Raw genomic sequence first — 21,008 nt, forward strand, 5'->3', positions numbered from 1 at the left:
ATTGTTCCTAACCATTTTTTCTTCCTATCATACCAACTTGTAACTCAAACACGCCGTCTTGTAAGTGTTAGCTTATTATTCTCTATACATCCTATAGATTTGCCCTCGAATAAAAAAACAATTAATTATGAAAAGAGCAATTTTAAGCTTAGTTACATTGGGTAGCGTTTTATTTTTTGCTTCATGTGGAGGAGCTGAAAAAATAGAGGTTGATACCAACATGAAAGCTTTTATGTCTAAAATAGAAGCATCAAAAAGTATGATGGATGCTATGGAAGAATTTGGAGCAAATCCCAACTTAGAAACAGATGTAGATTTATATGAATTAAAGGAGCCTACAGTAAAGTCTGTTTCAGAAAAAGACGGATTAAAATGCTACCTAATGAATGTTAAACATGGACTTATCGACAGCGACTGTGAGGTATGTTGGGAAAAAGACAAAGTCAAATCAGTAACCGTAACTTATTAATATTTTAAATTATATACAATGTCAACAGAAAACAAAAAAACATGGAAACTCCTAGGAATATTATCAATCATTTTTGGTGTAATGGGAGTAATACTAAGCTTAGTTGGAACAATTGGTCTTTACACTTCTATTTTAGGGCTTCTATTAGGAGTTGGATCTATTGTTATGGCCACTAAGCAAAACGGGAAGATGATAGCTGCCATTATCGGTATTGTATTATCGCTACTGGGCTCTTATTGGGGATACAGCGCAATGAAAGCTTGGGAAAAAGTTGGAGAAGAACTCAACAAATCTATAGAAGATGGAACTTTTGACAATGCACTTCAAGAAGCATTAGAAGAAAACAACGATAATCACTAAAACAAAAAGGAGGGACTACCCCTCCTTTTTTCTTTTTTTGTTTGTTAGCGCTCAAAAGCCCCCCACTTATCATTCACTACAGACTCAGCATCCATTAAGCTCAAGACCTCATCTGCTATGTTATCACTCAATTCTAGATGAGTGGTAAAACCGACACATGACGCATTAATCTCTCCCAAGACATACTTGTCTTCTCCAGTCTTTTTATCGGTATCTAAGATAAAATCTGCAGTCCAAATTAATGGTAAATCATAATTCCCTAACCTTTGGCGTAAAACAGCTATACTCTTTTTAATAATATCTCCTAATTCTGGCCATTGTTCTGGTTTATCATAACGATATTTTGCACCAGAGAATAATGTTGCAGAGAAAGCATCTGGTGTTTCTGCTGGTTTTTTATGTACAATATTTACAATCTTATCTCGTAACATTAACACTCTAATTTCCCCCTCTGTTATTCTTTCAAGGAATGGCATATCTAACAACATTCCATTTTCCCCATCTAAATATTGAATACAAAACTCTAAAAACTCTTGTAATGTTTTTTCCTCAGTATGATTATCCTTTGCTTCTGTTAGTTTTACCTTAGCATCTAATGCTACCTTTGATTTGTATTTCTCTGGCTCCATTACCTCAACTCTCCAAATACCTTCTCCAGCAGACCCTCTATTTTGTTTCAATACTCGAACACCTTTACTCAGTGTTTTAGGAAAATTTTCTTTCAATGCATCAAAATCGTAATAAGTATAAACATCACTCGGAACCAAAGCAGTACCTTTTAACTTTTCAACGGCATTTTTTGCTCCATAGGCAGTCATTGCATCTGGATGAGGCAGCCCCTCTACTCCATTCCTAACTAATTCTCTTAACATCTGAAAATATCCTACTTCACTTGGTAAATTACCTGGATTTACACGGCTAATATATGCACTAGCCTTTTTAATAGTGTGACGATAAATTTCACCTCTGTTTTCATCGGTGTAAAAAATAATTTCAGCTGTCCATCCACGCGCTTGTAAAGAGTCGATAATTGGCTTTGAATCTCTTCTAAATCCATACTCCCCTTTGTCCGTTCCTCCTCTAGCTTCGAAAATTACTACGTGTTTTTTCATTTTTGATTTTTTTATGTGTTTTAGATTAATAATTCTATATAAATTTCGGCATAAAACACCCTCAAAATCATGACCTAAATCAGAAAAAAAAATGATTATAACGAACCATAAAATTTTCATTTCTATTCGAGATTAAATTTGTAACTTTACCGTTCAAAATATTACAATCAATCAGTAAGTAATTACTGTAAAATAAAACACAATTATAATGAGTAAATACGACGTTACAATTATAGGTTCTGGTCCAGGAGGATATGTTGCAGCTATTAAATGTGCACAATTAGGGTTAAAAACAGCGATCATTGAAAAATATTCAACGTTAGGTGGTACCTGTTTAAATGTAGGGTGTATCCCTTCTAAAGCTTTGCTAGATTCTTCTCACCACTATCACGATGCACAACACTCATTTAGTAAACATGGAATTACAACTGGAGATTTATCGTTTGACTTAGCAACCATGATTGAACGTAAACGTGCCGTTGTTTCTCAAACTTGTGATGGGGTAAAATACCTTATGGACAAAAATAAAATTGATGTTTATGAGGGGGTTGGATCATTTGTCGATAAAAACAACATTAAAGTAACAGGTAAAGATGGTGAACAAACCATCCAAACGGACAAAACGATTATCGCAACAGGTTCTAAACCTAATTACTTCCCAGGAATGGAACCTGACAAAAAACGTATTATCACTTCTACTGAAGCTTTAGAAATGAAAGAAGTACCTAAACACTTAATCGTAATTGGTGGAGGTGTTATTGGGTTAGAGTTAGGAAGTGTTTACGCTAGACTAGGGGCTAAAGTTACTGTTGTAGAATTTGCTGATACCATTATTCCTACGATGGATAAGACAATGTCAAAAGAATTACAAAAAGTATTGAAAAAAGAAGGATTTAAATTCAACTTTAATCATGCTGTACAAAATGTAACCAATGAAGGAGATGCTGTAAAGGTTGTCGCTAAAAATAAAAAAGGAGAAGATGTTACTTTTGAGGGAGACTATTGTTTAGTTGCTGTTGGAAGAAAGCCATATACCGAGGGATTAGGATTAGAAAACATAGGCGTTAAGGTTACTGACCGAGGAATGATTGAAACCAATGATCATTTGCAGACCAATGTTGATGGAGTTTATGCCATAGGAGATGTTGTAAAAGGAGCAATGTTAGCACACAAAGCCGAAGAAGAAGGTGTTTTTGTAGCTGAACTATTAGCGGGACAAAAACCACATATCAATTACGATTTAATTCCTGGTGTCGTTTATACTTGGCCTGAAGTGGCTGCTGTAGGAAAAACAGAAGAGCAAATTAAAGCTTCTGGTAAAGCTTATAAAGTAGGGCAATTTCCAATTAAAGCGTTGGGAAGAGCTAGAGCAAGTATGGACATAATGGGGGTTGTTAAGGTAATTGCTGATGAAGAAACAGATGAAGTTTTAGGAGTACATATGATTGCTCCTCGTGCAGCTGACTTAATTATGGAAGCTGTTGTTGCAATGGAATACAGAGCATCTGCCGAAGATATTGCTCGTATTTGTCACCCACACCCTACTTATAGTGAAGCTGTAAAAGAAGCTGCTTTAGGAGCTTGGATGGGAAAACCATTACATATTTAATTAGAGCATATCACAACTAATATTTTTAAAGGCACAATCCGAATTTAGGTTGTGCCTTTTTAGTATATAACATTATGACCAAAAAAGATTTTTTTATCATTATTATTCGGTTGTTTGGGCTTTATACCCTGATCGGTATTTTGTTTAATATAATCCCTATGAATTTTGCCTTTTTATGGGAAATTCAACAACCATTTATTATACTCTCTGCTACCTTGTCTATCTTAATACCAATTGGATTATTTCTTTTACTAATTTTTAAAGCAGACAACATCGTCCAACTCTTAAAATTGGATAAAGGTTTTGATACAAAAACAATTAACCTAGGAAACTTGGATGCTAAAACCATTTTAAAAATCTCCATTTTGATTCTAGGTGGACTTCTATTAATTGATAACCTGCCTCTTTTTCTAAAAAGTATTTTATCGGCTCTAGAAATTAGAACACATGGCGGAAATCCACCTAAACATTTCAATTTTAATTGGTTAGTCACTTTCCTTAAAACAGTAATTGGCTATCTATTTATTACCTACTATGACCATATTGCTCGTCAACTTCTAAAAACTAAGAATATTGATTAGTTATTTTTGAACAACAATAATAATTTAATCCCCATGACAAACACAACGTTTAAAACCTAAATCAATGTATCCAACCCTCTATCACCTAGTCTACGATATTTTCGGAATTGAAATTCATTTCTTCAATCATTTCAACATGTTTGGTTTATTGGTTGCTTTTGCTTTCTTGGGAGCCAATTATTTTTTTACCAAAGAAGTTCTTCGTAAAGAAAAGGAGGGGTTGATCCCAAACGAAGAAGGAAAAACAACTCCCAAAGAGCATGTGAGCATGCTGACCTTAATTGCTATCATTTTTGGTTTTATCGGAGCTAAGTTGTTTGCATGGCTCGAAGATCCTGTACCATTGGATGTATTCTTTTCCGACCCCTTTAGCGGATTAACCATATACGGAGGTTTAATTACTGCTTTTCTTGCTGCTGTAATTTATTTAAGAAAGTATAAAATGCCCTTATTGCATTTTATGGACGCTGTAGCTCCAGGACTCATGCTTTCTTATGGAATTGGACGCCTTGGTTGTCATATTAGTGGAGATGGTGATTGGGGAATTGTCAACAACTCCCCAACACCATCTTGGTTTCCTGAATGGTTATGGAAATACAACTATCCCAACAACGTACTTAATGAGGGGATAGCTATTCCCAATTGTATCTATAACGATTATTGCTTTCAACTCGCCGAACCTGTTTATCCTACTCCTCTATATGAAGCTTTTGCTGCCCTTATCTTATTTTTGATTTTATGGAACTTAAGAACTAAAATCAAAATAGCAGGTCAACTCTTCTTTGTTTATTTAACACTCAATGGTCTAGAACGTTTTTTTATTGAAAAAATCAGAGTTAATGCCGTGTATAATCTAGCTGGTTTTTCCATTACTCAAGCAGAAATCATTGCTGTTCTCTTTATGCTTATTGGAATTACAGGGTACTTTTGGTTAAAAAAACACCACTCCACATCCAGCAGCAGTTAAATAAAATCGAACATATACCAGTTTTAAACTGTTCTTAAAACCAAAAAAACTACTATTTTTAGAGTTTAACTTACTAAAAGCATTACTTTTAAGAAAAATTATAATTATGAAATTAGCCAAATTAATATTGATGACCAGTATCGTCCTTGTATTTACGAGTTGCGGTGAAACAACAGAGAACAAAACAGCTGATTCCCATAAAGGAGAGGAGACAACTGTAGAAAATTCTGAAACAGCGCAATCATCCAACTCCAACGGACATGCGTGCGACTATCTTTCTGAGGAGTACATCCGATCTAAGTTCCCAAATGCTGAAAATATTAAACCTCATTCATCGGATAGTCCCTACCCTACTTGTTCTTATATTTTTCAAGAGAATGGAGAGCATTATACTATAGGACTTACAATAGCTAGAGCAGTTGGAGATGTATCTATGCTTGAAACCAGCATGTCTTTTATAAAAATGGACAAAACAGCACTTGAAGGCTTTGGAGAAAAAGCTTATTATATACCTAAATTAGGACAGATTTCTCTCTATCAATCAGGTAATTTAATTCATGTTAATTGTTCAGATGGCTTAAAAAACACAGGAAGAGAAGCACTAGCAAAAGAAATTGCTAAGGAGCTTTTGAGTAAAATGAACTAATTATGCTAAAAACAAGTCTTCTCGCTTCTCTTTTATTTCTTGGTAACCTTTGCTTTGGGCAAGATAAAATCACGGTTAATTTTAACGGAAAAGTCTACGACAAGCAGGTCTTCCTTGAGAAAAAATATTCTAATTCTGCAGAACTACTTATCAGTGCATTTGAATTAAAGATTCCCCAAGCTGAGCTAGTTTCGGATGGCAAACAACAAAAAAAAGGGTTTCGATTCATCTTTTCAATTGACAATCATGAAGCTGTAACTCCACTAAAGAAAGGAGACACACTTATACTCGATCGTACGGCATGGGAACGCGAAAAACAAGCCTATGCGCAGCATGAAAAAGCCGCTAAATCTGACGAATACCAAACCTTGAAACAGCAGTCTGATGCATTAAATCAAAAAGTTGAAGCTAAAACAGAGCGAATGCAAGAATTGGCGCTATTAATCGCTCAAGGTGATCAAAATGCGCTTAAAGAATTAGAGCAATTAACGAATGAATTAGCAAATGCTGTTGAACAGAGTAGTGTCACAACTGTTAAAGTAACTCCAGAAGACGATCATACTCCTTATTTTAACCTTACTTTTTACATCCCCTACAAAAATGAGAAAGGAGAAAACTTAGAATATGAACTACAAGTAAAAACAGGTAAAATTGAAGCTTATCAAATAGATCCCCAAACAGTAGAACTTATTTTTGAAGGTACTGCAGCTATGTTATATGATGATTGGGACACCAACGCCTACGACAAAGATAGAGTTAACCATAGCGACAGTCCTAATTTTGGAGATCTCATTAAAGAATCTGGAAATATCAAAGGTACTGTCTTGCTTCACTTCTAATTGATAATTTCAGAAGTGTTTTCAAAGTTATTCGCGTTCTTTCGTTGAAAAAACAAAATAGCCATAAAAATAACGTGGTCTAATTTCAATATCTTTAGTTTCAAATAGCGTCTTAAAACCTTGACGCCTTACATCTTGAGTCTAAATAACAATGAAAAAAGTACACTTTATAGCTATAGGAGGGAGTGCCATGCACAACCTAGCAATTGCATTAAAACTAAAGAACTATCATGTAACGGGGAGTGATGATGAAATTTTTAACCCTTCTAAAGGAAGATTAGAAAAATATGGGTTACTGCCTTCTAAAATAGGATGGGATGTCGCTAATATCTCTTCTGAATTAGATGCTGTAATAGTAGGAATGCATGCTAGAGCTGACAACCCAGAATTATTAAAAGCTCAAGAATTAGGATTAAAGATCTATTCTTACCCAGAATACATCTACGAACAAACCAAAAACAAGACCAGGGTTGTAATTGGAGGAAGTCATGGAAAAACTTCCATTACCTCTATGCTTCTTCATGTATTGAATCATTTAGGTATTGATCACGACTATATGGTTGGCGCACAACTAGAAGGGTTTGAATGTATGGTTAAACTTTCTAAAGGTGCTGAAATTGCCGTTTTAGAAGGTGATGAATACTTGAGTTCCCCAATAGATCGAAGACCTAAGTTTCATTTATATCAGCCTAATATTGCTCTACTAAGTGGAATAGCATGGGATCATATCAACGTGTTTCCTACATTCGAAAACTATGTTGAACAATTTGAAATCTTCATCAATAAGATTGAACCAAATGGAAGTATTGTTTATTTTGAGGGGGATGAAAATGTAAAAGCTGTTTCTGAAAAAGCTAGACCAGATGTTCATCAAGTCCCTTATTCAACTCCAAAATACAGCATCTCCAATGGCATTACTGCTGTTGAAATAGAAGGACAACAATATCCTTTAGAAATATTTGGAGAACACAATTTACAAAACTTAAATGGAGCTCAACTCGTTTGTAAAGCATTAAGTGTTAGTACTCAAGATTTTTATACCGCCATACAAAGCTTCAAGGGAGCTTCTAAGCGACTTGAGCTGGTTAAACGTACATCAAACTTTGCCATGTACAAAGATTTTGCACACTCGCCATCTAAATTAAAAGCTACCACTAAAGCGGTTAAAGATCAATTTGGAGATCGAACACTTATTGCTTGTATGGAGTTGCATACCTTTAGTAGTTTGAATAAAGAATTTTTAGCGCAATACAATGGCGCCATGGCTACTGCCGATAAAGCTTTTGTTTATTTTAGTCCTAAAACCTTAGCACATAAAAAATTGGCTACAATTACTCCTGAAGAAGTTAAAACTGCTTTTGGAACAAAAAATGTAACTGTTTATACTGAGTCAGCAGCATTAATCAATGATTTAAAAGCCATGAGTTGGGAGGATAAAAATTTATTGATGATGAGTAGCGGAAACTTTAACGGAGTTGATTTTAATGTATTAGCTGAGGAGTTATTAGCGTAATAACTAGCTTTTATTATCCCATAACAAGCTTATAAAAAAAGAAAAAAATGAACATTACTTACAGAAAAGCGACTGAAGAAGACTTCCCCCAAGTTTTAGCATTAATCAAAGAACTAGCTGTTTTTGAAAAAGCAGGCGAAAAAGTAACCAACACTGTGGAAAAAATGCGGCAAGAGCAAGCTCATTTCGAGTGCTTTGTTGCGGAATTAGAAACTAAAGAAATTGTTGGAATTGCGCTTTGCTTTTATGCTTATTCTACTTGGGTTGGAAACTATTTATTTTTAGAAGATTTAATCGTAAAAGAGCAATATCGCGGAAATAAAATTGGCGGACAATTAATCAACAAAGTCTTTGAATTAGCTCAAGAAAAAGATGTTGAACGCGTACGTTGGCAAGTCTTAGACTGGAACACCAACGCAATTCAATTCTATCAAAAAATTAACGCTACGATTGATCAAGAATGGTATAACTGCGATTTTGATAAAACAGCAATTGAGAATTTTCAGTTTTTAGATTAAAAGGTATTGGATACTATTTCTTCTTCGTTTTTACTATCGTCCTTTTTGCTCGTTTAATGATATACTGTGTTGATGAAACTGGAGACTCTTTCTCCCATCTTTCACAAAGCTCTATCACAAAATCAGGACGTGACTTACTTGCATCATTGAGCCAATTCCCTACACTATTTTGAACATACCTAGATGGATCAGCTTTCAATGGTTCTAATATTGGCAAAGCAAGTTCAGGAGTCTCTTTTAATTGTTGAATGTGCTTACACCAAACTCCCCTTGGTCTTATTACTTCTGTTGCAAACCTCCGAATATTTTCGTCTTTATTTTTTGACCAACTACTCAAAAAAGAAATAGCTAACTCTAACTCTTTTTCAATTTCAGGCCTCAACGCCATCCAAACAACTTCTCTAACCCCAAAATGATGATCAGCGGCTAAGTGTTTCGATTTCTCTAATTTTTCTTCAACACTCAAACTTTCGTCTAACGCTAATAAATAAGGAACATAACAACGTACTGAATCCGACAAATGTTTCGAAAAAACTTCTATAAGAACTGAAAACTTTTGATCCTTTTTATAGCATGCAAACAACTGCGTTCCAATAAGTTGAATCACATTCATTGTTGACCGTTTCTTCTCCTCTGAAATCACACCAATTATAGCTTCCTCTATAGCTTCCGAGATCTTAAGTTCAGGAAAAACATTGCTGATCAGCCGAACATGGTCTACAGCTAACCATTCTGTTAGATTAACTGTTTCAATTTTCCCGCTATTCAGTAACATCAATACCTCTTCTGGAATATCTTGTTGCTTTCTAGCTCCTTTTCTTTGTTTAATTTCTTCTGTTACCATCTCTTTATGTTGTTCAGTTAATATGATGTTCTTATTCTTAAATTATTACTATTTTTAGCCCTTAGTAATTAGGGCAAATTTATACAAGCTTATTTAACTAAACAATACCGCATAAATTGGTCACTATGGGAGAAAAAAGTCAATATTATGAATACTAAGGCCTCAACAGTTCAGAAAAAAGTTTGCCCATTAGAAAAAGCCGTAAATACGATTAGTGGAAAATGGAAAATTGCGATTATCTGGCAAATCAACGAAGGAAAAAAACGCCCTAGTGAGTTTTTGAAAGGTATAGGCAAAGTTGATCGTAGAGTATTAAATCAACAACTCTCCGAAATGGTAAAAGATGGCCTACTCACTAAACAAACATACAACGAAGTTCCTCCAAGAGTAGAATACGAATTAACCAAACGTGGACATGGTCTTGTTAAAATACTTTGGGAGCTTAACGAATGGGGAAAGTCATTAACTGAAATCCCATAAAAATTATAATTCAATATTTTTTAACAGAAATAAAGGCTTCTCAAAAAGTACTTTATGTAAATTTACCGCCATGAATCCATATACTTTAATTATAGCAGCCTCTTCGATTATTATCTTGAGTTTTTTATTCAATGTATTAGCAAAGAAGACCAATATACCAAGTGTTCTAATGCTCATTTTATTAGGTGTAGTCATACAAACTACTTTTTGGGCTCCTGATTTAAAAGGCGAGGACAAAGATTTGATGACTCTTCTTGAAGTATTGGGTAATGTAGGTTTAATTTTTATCGTTTTAGAAGCTGCTTTAGACCTTGAATTAAAACGGGAAAAAGCTGGACTAATTACCAAAAGTTTTATCGTTGCTCTTGTGGCCTTACTCGCCTCCTCTTTCTCCATAGCTGGACTCTTTATGCTCCTATGGAAAGTTAGCTTATTTAACGCTCTAATGTATGCTGTACCGCTTTCAATTATGAGTAGCGCAATTATTATTCCTAGTGTGAGTTCATTGAAAGAACACAAAAAGGAGTTTATGATTTACGAAAGTACCTTCTCCGACATCTTAGGTATTATGTTCTTTTATTTCTTAAAAGGAAATGCACATGCCTCAAGTACACAAGAAGTTTTTATGGGCGTTACAGGAAATATTGCCATCACAGTTTTAATTGCGATTGTAGCCAGTTATTTACTTGTTATTTTATTTCAACAATTACAAATGCACGCTAAATATTTCTTAATGTTTGCTGTACTATTATTGTTATATGCAGTTGGAAAATCATTCCACTTATCTTCTTTATTAATTATTCTATTCTTTGGACTTGTGCTTAACAATAGTCAAATCTTTTTTAGAGGCCCTTTAACAAAATACGGTGATAAATCTATGATGAAAGAATCGTTACATGAACTGCACGTTATCACACTGGAAACTGCATTTGTATTGCGAACATTCTTCTTCGTTATTTTTGGTATTACGATATCTTTAGCTTCATTAATTGATTGGAAGCTGGGGCTAATTAGTATTGCTATTGTAGGCTTATTATTTGGTGTTCGTTTTATTTTCTTAAAACTCTTTGTTCGAGAGGATATCATCCCTCAACTTTGGATTGCTCCTAGAGGGTTGATTACTGTACTATTATTCTTTGCCATACCCAATGGAATGGTAGATTCTCATGGAGAAATGCTAGATGCTTACGATCCACACATGGATTTTACCATCCGACAGTTTGATCAAGGAATCTTGTTGTTTACGATTCTAATTACCAGTGTAATCATGACTGTTTCTCTGATTATGAATAGAGGTGATAAGGTTACAGATGTATTACTTGATTCGATTAAAATGAAACCAAACGACAACAATATCGTTGATCAAATCGAAGGCTCGTTAGCAGACGGACATGAACCAAAAGAAAACTTAGAAGAAGAGTAGTCCCTACTCTTCTTTATAAAAATTGAGCGACCACTCGTTTCGAATAGCTAAATATCTAATAACAATAACTGTAGCAATTGCAACAACGATATTGAGGTTCGTGAATGTACTTACATTAGTCAAGAGCACATAAACTAATCCTCCTGCAAAGCAAGCAGTAGCGTAAATCTCTTTTCTAAAAATCAGTGGGATTTCATTGGTCAACACATCTCTAGTCACACCTCCAAAACATGCTGAAATCACCCCCAATATAATACTATACTCTATACTTAAATCATAGTCTAACGCTATTTCTATCCCCAATATTGTAAACAAACCTATACCTATGGTATCAAATAAAAACATACTTCGTTTCCATTGAATAATCTTGTTTTTAAAGCTATAAGCGACAACATACCCTATCACTATGGCGATAAGGTAACTTCTATTTTGCAACCATCCTACAGGAACTCTTCCAATCAATAAATCTCTTATTGTCCCTCCTCCTATAGCAGTAACAAAACCTATGATTAAAGTTCCTACGATATCAAATTTCTTCTGCATAGCTGTTAACACTCCAGAGATTGCAAAAACACTTGTTCCAAATAAATCAACAAAATAAATCCAATTCATATCCTATTATTGATTACTACTCTACAAATAAATCACTTGCGACACGATCTGCAAAAAGTTTTCCTTGAGGAGTAAGGTAAAATTTATTGTTGTTTAAATGGATCATTCCCAGTAGTTTTTGATGTTCCAATTCTTTAAGAAAACCTTGATAAAAACGCCCCTCTAATTGTCTCTGAATAACTTTTAAATCACATCCCCAAACGGTTCGTAGACCAATTAACAAATGCTCATTCACTCGATCAATATTTGTTAATTCCTCCTGTTCAAAATAGGAATTACCATTGTTAACTGCATCGATATAACGTTTATTATTGGCGATATTCCACTGTCTGGAAATCCCATTATACGAATGAGCTGAAGGTCCTATTCCCAAATATTTTTTTCCTCTCCAATAAGCGGAATTATGTTTAGAATAGGCTTCTTCTTTTGCAAAGTTCGATGTTTCATACTGTTGGTATCCCGCCTTTTCTAAAATAGCTATTAACATCGAAAACTGTTCCGCTCCTTTTTCATCAGATGGAGCTTGATAAACACCTTTCTTGACAAAATGTGCATAGGCCGTTTGTTCTTCCATTGTTAGGTTATAAGCAGAAATATGCCCAACTCCTAAAGCTATTGCTTTTTGAATGTTCATCTCCCATTCCTCATTTGAAAGGTTAGGCATTCCGTAAATTAAATCTAAGGTAATGTTTTTAAATCCTAATTCTGTTGCTGTTTTGATACATGTCTCACTTTCTGAACTAGAATGCGCTCTATTCATCCATTCTAGATGTTCATCAAAAAAAGATTGTACACCAATACTTAATCGGTTGATTCCTATTTCTTTTAACTCTAATAGCTTTTCTCGAGTTAAATCATCAGGGTTAGCTTCTAAAGTTATTTCAGGACATTCTACAACTTGATAATTATCTCGAACTTGGTTTAACAACTCTTTTAATTCATCTTTAAGCAATAAACTTGGGGTACCACCTCCAAAATAAATTGTTTCAATCTCTTCATCTTCAAGGTAAGCTACTTGCTGTTCTATTTCTTTTGACAAAGCGTTTAATAACTCCGCTTTAAATCTTAGAGATGTTGAAAAATGAAAATCGCAATAATGACATGCTTTTTTACAAAAAGGAATATGAATGTAGATTCCAGCCATAATTAATGTACAATATGCTTTGTACAATGTATTAAGTTATACATTTTGTTTTTACCTTATATCCAATAACTCTACCTCAAAGATTAGTGTGGTAAAAGGCTTAATACTACTATTCCCTTTTTCTCCATAGGCTAAGTGGTAAGGGATAAACAATTTCCATTTTGAACCTACTGGCATTAATTGTAAAGCTTCTGTCCAACCTTTTATGACTCCATTTACAGGAAATGTAGCTGGCATACCTCTATCTACAGAACTATCGAACACTGAACCATCAATTAATGTTCCATGGTAATGTGTTGTTACTCGACTCGTTAGTGTCGGTTTGGGTCCATCTCCTTCCTGTAACACTTCATATTGCAAACCACTAAGCAAGGTCGTAACTTCAGGACGCTTTCCATTATCACTAAGAAACTGCATTCCTTGAATCATTCTTGCTTCATTTTGAGCTCTTTTCTTTTTGCTTTGTCCATAGCCCAATCCTACAAACAATAACAAAAGGATGCTTAGTCCAACTATCTTTTTCATCATAAATCTAAGGTACAAAAAAAGGCTTCAATTAATTGAAGCCTTTCTAAAGTTATTTTACGTTCTTCTTACTTTGTTATTTCTAACAATTCTACGTCGAAAATCAACGTTGAATATGGACCAATTTGAGCTCCTGCTCCTCTTTCTCCATAAGCTAAATTGTAAGGAACATACAATTTCCATTTTGAACCTACTGGCATCAACTGCAATGCTTCTGTCCAACCACTAATTACTCCACTAACAGGGAATTCTGTTGGCTCACCTCTATCTACAGAACTATCGAATACAGTTCCATTGATTAACGTTCCATGATAATGTGCCAATACTGAATTCATCATTGTAGGTTTCTCTCCATTTCCTTCTTTGATAATTTCATATTGTAAACCACTAGGTAAAGTCGTAACTTCAGGGCGCTTTCCATTTTCAGCTAAGAATTGTTCTCCCTCTGCAATTACTTCAGCAAAGTTTGCTTTATTCTTTTCTGCTGCAATAGCTTGTTGTTTTTGCATAAAGCTCTGTAAGATATTTAACGCTTTTGCTCCATCTATTGAAGTTGTATTTGCGCTAAAATCAGCAAAACCTCTTGCTAAAATGCTTCCATTTAAACCATCAACCCCTTGCATTTTAAATGTTTCAGAGATATTAACTCCTAATGCATAACTTAAAGAATCTAACTTTCCTTGGCTATAGTTAGGTTGGTTTAATGTATCTAAAGCACTTAACTGATGCGTTCTCATAAAATCTTGAATGTAATTAACACATTCTGTTCCTTGAATAGCGTTAGATCCTGCTAAAAAATCATTAAACCCTTTTGTCATTTCCGCTGTAGAAATCCCTTCTATTTTCTGTTTAGAAAACCCTTCAGAAATATTAATTCCTAACGCATAACTAACAGAATCAATCTCAGAAGCTAAAGCTACTGGAGCTTCGTGAACCTCTGCTTCTTCTTTCTTTTCCTCTCCTCCACAGCTTACCATCGAAAGTGCTAAGGCACCTCCCAAAATCCATTGTAACTTCATGTTCTATTATTTAGCAATTTCGATTAATTCGATATCAAAAACCAATGTCGAATAAGGTCCTATTTGAGCTCCTGCTCCTCTTTCTCCATAAGCCAAGTCATAAGGAATATATAATTTCCACTTTGAACCTACTGGCATTAATTGTAAAGCTTCTGTCCAACCTTTGATCACACCTCCAACTGGAAATGTAGCTGGTTGACCTCTTTCTACAGAACTATCGAAAACAGTTCCATCAATTAACTTTCCTGTATAATGTGTTGTAACTTGATCTGAAGCAGTTGGGATTGCTCCTGTACCTTTCTCAATGATTTCATACTGTAACCCACTTGGTAAAGTTGTTACTTCTGCTCTTTTTCCATTTTCTTCTAAGAACTTTTTCCCTTCTTCAATGACACCTTTTGCTTTTTCCTCAGCTTTTTTCTGCATATAAGCGTTTAACATTGCGCCAATCTCAGACTCTTGTAACTTTAAATCGTTTCCACTAAACACATCCTCTACACCTTTCGTTAATGCAGCTGCATCTAACTCAGTAATACCTTGTCCTTTTAAGTTTTGAGCGATACTAACCCCCAATCCGTAACTAATTGAATCTAATTCTGTTTTTAATTCCATTGTTTTGTTATTCTTACATTTTTTCTTTTTACAACACTTCTCCTGTGCCATTCCATCAAAGGCTAAAAAAGAAGTTAATAATAAAGCTGATATTGCTATTTTCTTCATAATTCATTCGTTTGGTTAAATCACTTAACCGACATACAATAAGCATACAAATATATGTTTTTTAGACTCAAGACCAACAGATTCAAGATTAAAAGACTCTAAATTTTGTTAATTTTACAACAAACAAAAAGGCCTAGAACTATATTTGTTCTGGGCCTTTTCTATGATCAGTTTAATGCTTTGCTTTATTTAAAGCTCCAATCGTATTGGTCTAAATTCTCTACACACTTTTGTAGTAAATCTATACTATTTCTAATATCTTTTTTGTGTGCCATTTCAATCACTTGATGGATATGACGTGTAGGTATTGATACAGCTCCTGCTATCGAACCTCCAGCAGTCATTTGTTGGATCCCCATGGTGTCAGTTCCTCCAGCAGTTAATATTTCGGGTTGCCATTCAATATTATTCTTATCTGCTGTTTCTTTCATGTAATTCACCATTCTATAGTCACAAATAGTTCTTGAATCCATGATTTTTATGGCTGTTCCCTTTCCTAACTCTGTTACTTTTTCATGCCCTGCTGCCCCTGGTACATCAAACGCAATTGTTGTATCTAATCCAAATCCAAAATCAGGCTGAATTTGTTGAGCAGCTACAGAAGCTCCTCTAATTCCAACCTCTTCTTGAACAGTAAATACTCCATAAACATCGTAAGCTGCAGACTCTAATTGTCTGAACATTTCAATTAAGATAAAAACAGAAACTCTGTTATCAATTGACTTACAGTTTACACAATCTCCCATTTCTATCAACTCTCGATCTCTTGTAATTGGGTCTCCTACAGCAATATACTTTTCCACCTCTTCTTTAGGCATTCCCATATCGATGAAGTAATCTGTTGTTTTTGGAACTTTATTTCTTTCCTCTGGCGTCATCACGTGAATAGGTTTAGATCCCATTACTCCAATTAAATCTTTCTTTCCATGAATAATCACACGCTGAGCAGTTAATGTTTTTGGATCAAAACCTCCTAAAGTATGGAAACGCACAAACCCATTATCATCGATATGTGTAACAATAAAGCCTATTTCATCCATGTGGGCTCCTATCATTACTTTTTTAGACGAATCTTTTCCTTTTTTTACCGCAACAACATTCCCCATATTATCTATTGAAACGCTATCCACTAAAGGAGTTACCTCTCTTAAGACAATTTCTCTTACTCTTTGCTCAAAACCTGGCGCACCAGCTACTTCACAAATTTCAGCTAATAATTTTACATCTATCATTTTCCTTATTTAATTTAGTCTATTGAACTTAGTTTTAACATATTCGTACTCCCCAACTCTTCAATTGGCATACTCGCTGTGTTAATAATCAAATCTCCTTGAGAGAGGTACCCTTCTTTTTTTAGCATGTACTTGATATCTTCAATCGTATGATCGGTACTTACCATTTTATCGTAAAAGAATGTTTTTACTCCCCATACCAAACTTAGGGTGGTTAGCAGTTTTTTATTCCCTGAATACACAAAGATTCTAGCTTTAGGTCTTTGACTTGAAATTTTAAACGCTGTATACCCAGAATTTGTCATCGTTACAATTGCTTTTGCATCCACTCTTTTTGACAAACGACAGGCATCAAAACAAATAGAATCAGTAATAAAACGCGTTTGATTTTTTACCGGCTCAATATCTTTTGAGTACAATTCATCAAATTGATCTTCGATACGCATGATAATTTTATTCATCGCATCTATTACAGCTCTTGGATGCTTTCCAACTGAAGTTTCTCCACTCAACATTACAGCATCTGCTCCATCCATAACAGCATTTGCTACGTCATTGACTTCTGCTCTTGTTGGCGAAATATTTTCAATCATGCTTTCCATCATTTGTGTTGCAACAATCACTGGCTTAGCATGTTCTATCGATTTATTTATTATTTGCTTTTGAATTAACGGTACATTCTCCATTGGAATTTCAACACCAAGATCTCCTCTTGCTACCATAATACCATCTGCTTGTTTGATGATATCATCTAAATCTTCAATTGCTTCAGGTTTTTCAATTTTAGCTATTACTCGAGTTGATTTTCCTGAATTCTTGATGAGATGCTTTAATTCAATAATATCTCTTGCCGAACGTACAAATGATAACGCCACCCAATCAATATCATGTTGTAAAGCCAATTCCAAATCCTTTCTATCTTTGACCGTTAAACTTGGCTGAGAAATAGATGTATTGGGTAAATTCACCCCTTTTTTAGAAGATAAAATTCCTCCATGTAATACTTTTAACACGACCTCATCTTTGTAGTTAGAGGAAACCACTTCAAGCACCAACTTCCCATCATCAACCAACACTTTCTCCCCTGCTTTTACATCTTGAGGAAAAGTTTCATAAGTTATCGACACCTTTTTTGCCGTACCTTCAACTTGTTGAGTTGTCATAACTAGTTCTTTTCCTTCAACCAACTCAACACCGTTATCTTTTACTGTTCCTACTCTAATTTTTGGACCTTGTAAATCGGCTAGTATAGCTATTGGGTAATTGATCTCAGAGATAATCTCACGAATCGTTTTAATCACTTTTACGTGATCTTCATGAGCACCGTGAGAGAAATTCAAACGACACACATCAACACCTTCTTGAATTAAGTTTTTCAACATTTCTTTACTAGAAGATGCTGGTCCTATAGTCGCAACAACTTTCGTTCTTCTTTTCATGCTTGTTTATTTTGAGTGTAGTAGTGTATGCAAAAGTGCATCTCAACAAATATAACCAATGGTTTTTGTTATCTCATTAATTTAATGTAAAAAAATAGCTACAGACCTTACAAAAGGTGATTAAAAGATTAGGTTTTCCTTTGATTTTAATTGAGAGACCTCAATTGAAAAAGCTGTTAAAACAAAACTAATTCTTTTGAGCTTAGCAACTGCCTCAGTTGAGGAAATAATATCATCGCCTTTGATCAACAAAAGATAATCTGCATGTTTTTGCTCTGGCACCAAATACCCTGACTTACTCCTATTGGCTATTAAGTGGACTTCTTGTTCTGAATCAAAATCAACAATAGAGAATAGGGTATGTCTACTATGGCGATTGTTTTTTTTATGAAATACTTCTATTACTTTCTCTTGTTTTGAAAGTGCCAAAGCTAGGGAGTGATTCACTCCCCAGCAAACACGATAATCTCTCTCGTGACAACTAATTCCAACAAGTTGGAAATCGTATTCAAAATCATCTTCTAAAAGGTACTTCATTTTATAATAACCCTACTAAAGCTCAGTATTAACGTGATTAGTCAAACTCCACTTTCATCTCTACCCTTCTATTCTTTTGTTTTCCCGCTGCTGTTTTATTGTCTGCTATTGGTTGTGTTTCTCCAAAGCCTTCTACTGTAAAACGACTTTCGTCTATCCCTTTGGCTTTTAGATAGTTTGCAACTGCTTGAGCTCTATTTTTTGACAACCTCAAATTAGAAGAAGCACTCCCATCACTATCGGTATGACCTGATATTTTTAACCTCCAAGTTGGCTTCTTTTCTAGTAATTCTGCCAATGCTTGCAATGAAGGATAAGAAACATCTTTAATAATTGCTTTTGCCGATTCAAACTCTAGATTATCAAATGCAGTATTTAAGATTTCCTGCTCTTCTTTTTTAATCTCTGGACAACCATCATTTTCGACCAATCCTGGTGTAGTTGGACATTTATCTTTATCATCAGGAACACCATCTGAATCTGCATCATCCAAAGGACAACCGTCTTTTTCTCTTACTCCAGGAGTTGAAGGACATTTGTCGACATTATCTTTTACCCCATCGTTATCGCGGTCCCCCCACGGGCAACCATTATTTTCTTTTGCTCCTGCTTCTAATGGACAAGCATCTTTATGATCAGGGATATTGTCTGAATCTGAATCTGGGCAACCTCTCATATCTTTTGCTCCTACTTTTTCTGGGCATTCATCTTCACTATCTTGAATTCCATCTCCATCAGTATCTGGACAACCTTTAAATGCTTCAATACCTTTCACATCTGGACAAGCATCATCTTTATCGATAATACCATCCTCATCTTTATCTGGACAACCTCCATTCTCTACACTTCCTTTCTCTGTTGGGCAAGCATCTTTACTGTCTTTTACCCCATCTAAATCTGTATCTGGACAACCTTTAAACATCGCAACACCAGGCTGGCTTGGGCATAAATCTCTATTATCTGGTATACTGTCTTTATCAGTATCAGGACATCCATTAAAAACTGGTAAACCTGCTACTTCTGGACAATCATCGTTTTTATCTTTGATACCATCACCATCTTTATCTTTATTTTTTCTTCCAAATGTTAGGTTAACCCCTGTTCTCACATGTATATTTTTTGCATTATAAGGATAAGGTGCTCCATCTCCATCGACTGTAATATTTGCCAAACGTGCTGCCATAATATTATCGGTGACGATATAAAACTGTAAAAACCCTAAGTTTAAGCTCATCCCTAATCCGAGGTTATTATACCCTCTATTCGTCATCGAGTAAGAAGTTGTAGCTTGTAATACTTTCCCCAAGTTTTGAGTATAAGAAAGTGTTAAAGATGGACGGATACTTCCCTTAAATAACTCTCCATGTAGCAATGCTCCAGCTTTTCCGCTAAACTTCTTGGTTTCGTATAGTTTATAGGAACCACTTAAATAGAAACGACTCAACAACGAAGTGGTATAGGCTTGGGTATTGTTGGTTACAGAAAAAGAGTTTTCTGCATCTTGTTGGAGTTGTTCAAAGGCAGCATCTATTGAATCCTGCTGAACAGAATCTGCTGTAAAAATTGCATTAGAGAAATCCACTCCTGTAAACACAAAACTTCCATCATTTGAAACGATATTTTTATTATCATTTTTCCAACGAACAAAACCTAAATCAACTACACTTGCTGCAACAGTTAATTTATCTGACAAATTGTAAGTTGCCCCCAGATCAATTCCTAAACCTCTATTCTTACGTTTTAATAAATAATCAGAAATAGCTTCTGATTCTATATCTGTATTTCCCTCAATTGTATCTGTTAAAGCATACACTCCAGAAGTATTCACAGCAAACTGCCCATTGATAGTCCAATCAAATGTTTCAGGATCAGTTTGCCAAGTGATATCGCTTTGTTTGGTCTGTATATTTTCCATACCATAGATATATTTCAATTTCCCTCCAACATTCAATTTATCACTCCACGCTCTTTGAAATCCTAATACGTACTCTCTGTAATGATTAAACTCCACTCCAAACCCAGAAAAATCTAATGTTCCATCCTCTAATTCAGAACTAGCATTTCCTGTAAAAGGAAAACGCAACATATCGCCCGGCAATGTTAACCTAGAAAAAAGATTTTCGGTTACATTAAAGCTGAAATAGTTCTTTTTTACAGCAAATCCAAAATGTAAAAGATCATATTTACTTGATAAGCTGATATGATTTTTTTTCTTCCACATTTTTTTCAAATGATCCACCCTTAGAGTAGTAGTATTTCCACTCACCTCAAAGAAATCTTTAGGAGTAAAAACATGGTTATAATGATTAAAATAAAAAGAAGATAGACCTGGAAAACCGATATTAATTCTAGCTTGTGGTCTTAATGCTGGATTTACATATTGAATTTGTTGAACATTGTCTAAATTCATCAATGTTAA

Annotated in this window: 22 protein-coding genes and 3 pseudogenes; 11 read left to right on the forward strand and 14 right to left on the reverse strand. The window is 34.8% G+C overall.

What is annotated here, in order from left to right:
* Positions 1 to 127: 127 nt before the first annotated feature.
* Together N4A35_16485 and N4A35_16490 are read left to right on the forward strand one after the other, a co-directional pair.
* Positions 128 to 469 carry a hypothetical protein gene (locus tag N4A35_16485; protein ID MCT4583012.1) on the forward strand — a complete coding sequence of 114 codons (342 nt, stop codon included), beginning with the start codon at positions 128 to 130 and terminating at the stop codon, positions 467 to 469.
* 18 nt (positions 470 to 487) lie between these two features.
* On the forward strand, positions 488 to 829 hold the full coding sequence (locus N4A35_16490) for a hypothetical protein (protein ID MCT4583013.1): 342 nt from the start codon (positions 488 to 490) through the stop codon (positions 827 to 829).
* Positions 830 to 873: 44 nt separating this feature from the next.
* Here N4A35_16490 and N4A35_16495 read toward each other — a convergent pair whose 3' ends face one another.
* Complete coding sequence (locus tag N4A35_16495; protein ID MCT4583014.1) at positions 874 to 1,941, reverse strand: Cj0069 family protein; 1,068 nt, start codon at positions 1,939 to 1,941, stop codon at positions 874 to 876.
* 208 nt (positions 1,942 to 2,149) lie between these two features.
* On the opposite strand from N4A35_16495, the gene lpdA reads away from it, so the two are divergent.
* From lpdA to N4A35_16530, 7 genes are all read left to right on the forward strand, one after another.
* A complete protein-coding gene (lpdA, locus tag N4A35_16500) occupies positions 2,150 to 3,550 on the forward strand; it encodes a dihydrolipoyl dehydrogenase (GenBank protein MCT4583015.1) in 1,401 nt (466 codons plus the stop codon).
* A 158-nt stretch (positions 3,551 to 3,708) separates the two neighbouring features.
* The gene (locus N4A35_16505) at positions 3,709 to 4,131 is read left to right on the forward strand and encodes a hypothetical protein (GenBank protein ID MCT4583016.1); all 423 of its coding nucleotides are present in this window, start codon (positions 3,709 to 3,711) and stop codon (positions 4,129 to 4,131) included.
* Between the two features lie 64 nt (positions 4,132 to 4,195).
* Positions 4,196 to 5,098, forward strand: coding sequence for a prolipoprotein diacylglyceryl transferase (locus N4A35_16510; GenBank protein ID MCT4583017.1), 903 nt, complete (start codon positions 4,196 to 4,198; stop codon positions 5,096 to 5,098).
* Between the two features lie 106 nt (positions 5,099 to 5,204).
* Positions 5,205 to 5,744 carry a hypothetical protein gene (locus N4A35_16515; GenBank protein ID MCT4583018.1) on the forward strand — a complete coding sequence of 180 codons (540 nt, stop codon included), beginning with the start codon at positions 5,205 to 5,207 and terminating at the stop codon, positions 5,742 to 5,744.
* Between the two features lie 2 nt (positions 5,745 to 5,746).
* Positions 5,747 to 6,583 (forward strand): hypothetical protein, encoded by an 837-nt coding sequence (locus N4A35_16520; protein ID MCT4583019.1) that lies wholly within the window; start codon positions 5,747 to 5,749, stop codon positions 6,581 to 6,583.
* 151 nt (positions 6,584 to 6,734) lie between these two features.
* Complete coding sequence (locus N4A35_16525; protein ID MCT4583020.1) at positions 6,735 to 8,096, forward strand: Mur ligase family protein; 1,362 nt, start codon at positions 6,735 to 6,737, stop codon at positions 8,094 to 8,096.
* Positions 8,097 to 8,143: 47 nt separating this feature from the next.
* Positions 8,144 to 8,614 carry a GNAT family N-acetyltransferase gene (locus N4A35_16530; protein MCT4583021.1) on the forward strand — a complete coding sequence of 157 codons (471 nt, stop codon included), beginning with the start codon at positions 8,144 to 8,146 and terminating at the stop codon, positions 8,612 to 8,614.
* 13 nt (positions 8,615 to 8,627) lie between these two features.
* Here the strand turns inward: N4A35_16530 and N4A35_16535 are convergent, their stop codons facing one another.
* A complete protein-coding gene (locus N4A35_16535) occupies positions 8,628 to 9,458 on the reverse strand; it encodes a DNA alkylation repair protein (GenBank protein MCT4583022.1) in 831 nt (276 codons plus the stop codon).
* 147 nt (positions 9,459 to 9,605) lie between these two features.
* On the opposite strand from N4A35_16535, the gene N4A35_16540 reads away from it, so the two are divergent.
* Together N4A35_16540 and N4A35_16545 are read left to right on the forward strand one after the other, a co-directional pair.
* Positions 9,606 to 9,938 carry a helix-turn-helix transcriptional regulator gene (locus tag N4A35_16540; GenBank protein MCT4583023.1) on the forward strand — a complete coding sequence of 111 codons (333 nt, stop codon included), beginning with the start codon at positions 9,606 to 9,608 and terminating at the stop codon, positions 9,936 to 9,938.
* 70 nt (positions 9,939 to 10,008) lie between these two features.
* Positions 10,009 to 11,361 carry a cation:proton antiporter gene (locus N4A35_16545; GenBank protein MCT4583024.1) on the forward strand — a complete coding sequence of 451 codons (1,353 nt, stop codon included), beginning with the start codon at positions 10,009 to 10,011 and terminating at the stop codon, positions 11,359 to 11,361.
* Between the two features lie 3 nt (positions 11,362 to 11,364).
* On the opposite strand, the gene N4A35_16550 is transcribed toward N4A35_16545, so the two are convergent.
* From N4A35_16550 to N4A35_16605, 12 genes and pseudogenes are all read right to left on the reverse strand, one after another.
* Positions 11,365 to 11,973, reverse strand: a complete 609-nt coding sequence (locus N4A35_16550) for a trimeric intracellular cation channel family protein (GenBank protein MCT4583025.1) — start codon at positions 11,971 to 11,973, stop codon at positions 11,365 to 11,367.
* A gap of 16 nt (positions 11,974 to 11,989) precedes the next feature.
* Complete coding sequence (gene hemW, locus N4A35_16555; GenBank protein MCT4583026.1) at positions 11,990 to 13,117, reverse strand: radical SAM family heme chaperone HemW; 1,128 nt, start codon at positions 13,115 to 13,117, stop codon at positions 11,990 to 11,992.
* Between the two features lie 51 nt (positions 13,118 to 13,168).
* Positions 13,169 to 13,642: an FKBP-type peptidyl-prolyl cis-trans isomerase gene (locus N4A35_16560; GenBank protein ID MCT4583027.1), complete on the reverse strand. Its 474-nt coding sequence runs from the start codon at positions 13,640 to 13,642 to the stop codon at positions 13,169 to 13,171.
* A gap of 68 nt (positions 13,643 to 13,710) precedes the next feature.
* Entirely contained in the window at positions 13,711 to 14,379 is a 669-nt protein-coding gene (locus N4A35_16565; protein ID MCT4583028.1) for an FKBP-type peptidyl-prolyl cis-trans isomerase, read from the reverse strand.
* A pseudogene (locus N4A35_16570) lies at positions 14,377 to 14,619 on the reverse strand (FKBP-type peptidyl-prolyl cis-trans isomerase N-terminal domain-containing protein). Before N4A35_16570 ends, N4A35_16565 begins: the two are co-directional and overlap by 3 nt.
* Before the next feature lie 48 nt (positions 14,620 to 14,667).
* A complete protein-coding gene (locus N4A35_16575) occupies positions 14,668 to 15,273 on the reverse strand; it encodes an FKBP-type peptidyl-prolyl cis-trans isomerase (GenBank protein ID MCT4583029.1) in 606 nt (201 codons plus the stop codon).
* A 293-nt stretch (positions 15,274 to 15,566) separates the two neighbouring features.
* Positions 15,567 to 16,613, reverse strand: a complete 1,047-nt coding sequence (locus N4A35_16580) for a M42 family metallopeptidase (GenBank protein ID MCT4583030.1) — start codon at positions 16,611 to 16,613, stop codon at positions 15,567 to 15,569.
* A 14-nt stretch (positions 16,614 to 16,627) separates the two neighbouring features.
* The gene (gene pyk, locus N4A35_16585; GenBank protein ID MCT4583031.1) at positions 16,628 to 18,052 is read right to left on the reverse strand and encodes a pyruvate kinase; all 1,425 of its coding nucleotides are present in this window, start codon (positions 18,050 to 18,052) and stop codon (positions 16,628 to 16,630) included.
* A 120-nt stretch (positions 18,053 to 18,172) separates the two neighbouring features.
* The gene (locus N4A35_16590) at positions 18,173 to 18,589 is read right to left on the reverse strand and encodes an IPExxxVDY family protein (GenBank protein ID MCT4583032.1); all 417 of its coding nucleotides are present in this window, start codon (positions 18,587 to 18,589) and stop codon (positions 18,173 to 18,175) included.
* A 37-nt stretch (positions 18,590 to 18,626) separates the two neighbouring features.
* On the reverse strand, positions 18,627 to 19,364 hold the full coding sequence (locus N4A35_16595; GenBank protein MCT4583033.1) for an OmpA family protein: 738 nt from the start codon (positions 19,362 to 19,364) through the stop codon (positions 18,627 to 18,629).
* 81 nt (positions 19,365 to 19,445) lie between these two features.
* Positions 19,446 to 19,658 (reverse strand): annotated as a pseudogene (locus N4A35_16600) (thrombospondin type 3 repeat-containing protein).
* 132 nt (positions 19,659 to 19,790) lie between these two features.
* Positions 19,791 to 20,999, reverse strand: a pseudogene (locus N4A35_16605) (DUF5723 family protein).
* Positions 21,000 to 21,008 lie beyond the last annotated feature (9 nt).

This window comes from Flavobacteriales bacterium, assembly GCA_025210295.1.
Classification (GTDB): domain Bacteria; phylum Bacteroidota; class Bacteroidia; order Flavobacteriales_D; family Parvicellaceae; genus S010-51.

Bases quoted from the DNA above. Each gene is read 5' to 3' on its own strand.
- N4A35_16485 (MCT4583012.1), top strand. From the start codon at position 128: ATGAAAAGAGCAATTTTAAGCTTAGTTACATTGGGTAGCGTTTTATTT.
- N4A35_16490 (MCT4583013.1), top strand. From the start codon at position 488: ATGTCAACAGAAAACAAAAAAACATGGAAACTCCTAGGAATATTATCA.
- N4A35_16495 (MCT4583014.1), bottom strand. From the start codon at position 1,941: ATGAAAAAACACGTAGTAATTTTCGAAGCTAGAGGAGGAACGGACAAA.
- lpdA (MCT4583015.1), top strand. From the start codon at position 2,150: ATGAGTAAATACGACGTTACAATTATAGGTTCTGGTCCAGGAGGATAT.
- N4A35_16505 (MCT4583016.1), top strand. From the start codon at position 3,709: ATGAATTTTGCCTTTTTATGGGAAATTCAACAACCATTTATTATACTC.
- N4A35_16510 (MCT4583017.1), top strand. From the start codon at position 4,196: ATGTATCCAACCCTCTATCACCTAGTCTACGATATTTTCGGAATTGAA.
- N4A35_16515 (MCT4583018.1), top strand. From the start codon at position 5,205: ATGAAATTAGCCAAATTAATATTGATGACCAGTATCGTCCTTGTATTT.
- N4A35_16520 (MCT4583019.1), top strand. From the start codon at position 5,747: ATGCTAAAAACAAGTCTTCTCGCTTCTCTTTTATTTCTTGGTAACCTT.
- N4A35_16525 (MCT4583020.1), top strand. From the start codon at position 6,735: ATGAAAAAAGTACACTTTATAGCTATAGGAGGGAGTGCCATGCACAAC.
- N4A35_16530 (MCT4583021.1), top strand. From the start codon at position 8,144: ATGAACATTACTTACAGAAAAGCGACTGAAGAAGACTTCCCCCAAGTT.
- N4A35_16535 (MCT4583022.1), bottom strand. From the start codon at position 9,458: ATGGTAACAGAAGAAATTAAACAAAGAAAAGGAGCTAGAAAGCAACAA.
- N4A35_16540 (MCT4583023.1), top strand. From the start codon at position 9,606: ATGAATACTAAGGCCTCAACAGTTCAGAAAAAAGTTTGCCCATTAGAA.
- N4A35_16545 (MCT4583024.1), top strand. From the start codon at position 10,009: ATGAATCCATATACTTTAATTATAGCAGCCTCTTCGATTATTATCTTG.
- N4A35_16550 (MCT4583025.1), bottom strand. From the start codon at position 11,973: ATGAATTGGATTTATTTTGTTGATTTATTTGGAACAAGTGTTTTTGCA.
- hemW (MCT4583026.1), bottom strand. From the start codon at position 13,117: ATGGCTGGAATCTACATTCATATTCCTTTTTGTAAAAAAGCATGTCAT.
- N4A35_16560 (MCT4583027.1), bottom strand. From the start codon at position 13,642: ATGAAAAAGATAGTTGGACTAAGCATCCTTTTGTTATTGTTTGTAGGA.
- N4A35_16565 (MCT4583028.1), bottom strand. From the start codon at position 14,379: ATGAGAACGCATCAGTTAAGTGCTTTAGATACATTAAACCAACCTAAC.
- N4A35_16575 (MCT4583029.1), bottom strand. From the start codon at position 15,273: ATGGAATTAAAAACAGAATTAGATTCAATTAGTTACGGATTGGGGGTT.
- N4A35_16580 (MCT4583030.1), bottom strand. From the start codon at position 16,613: ATGATAGATGTAAAATTATTAGCTGAAATTTGTGAAGTAGCTGGTGCG.
- pyk (MCT4583031.1), bottom strand. From the start codon at position 18,052: ATGAAAAGAAGAACGAAAGTTGTTGCGACTATAGGACCAGCATCTTCT.
- N4A35_16590 (MCT4583032.1), bottom strand. From the start codon at position 18,589: ATGAAGTACCTTTTAGAAGATGATTTTGAATACGATTTCCAACTTGTT.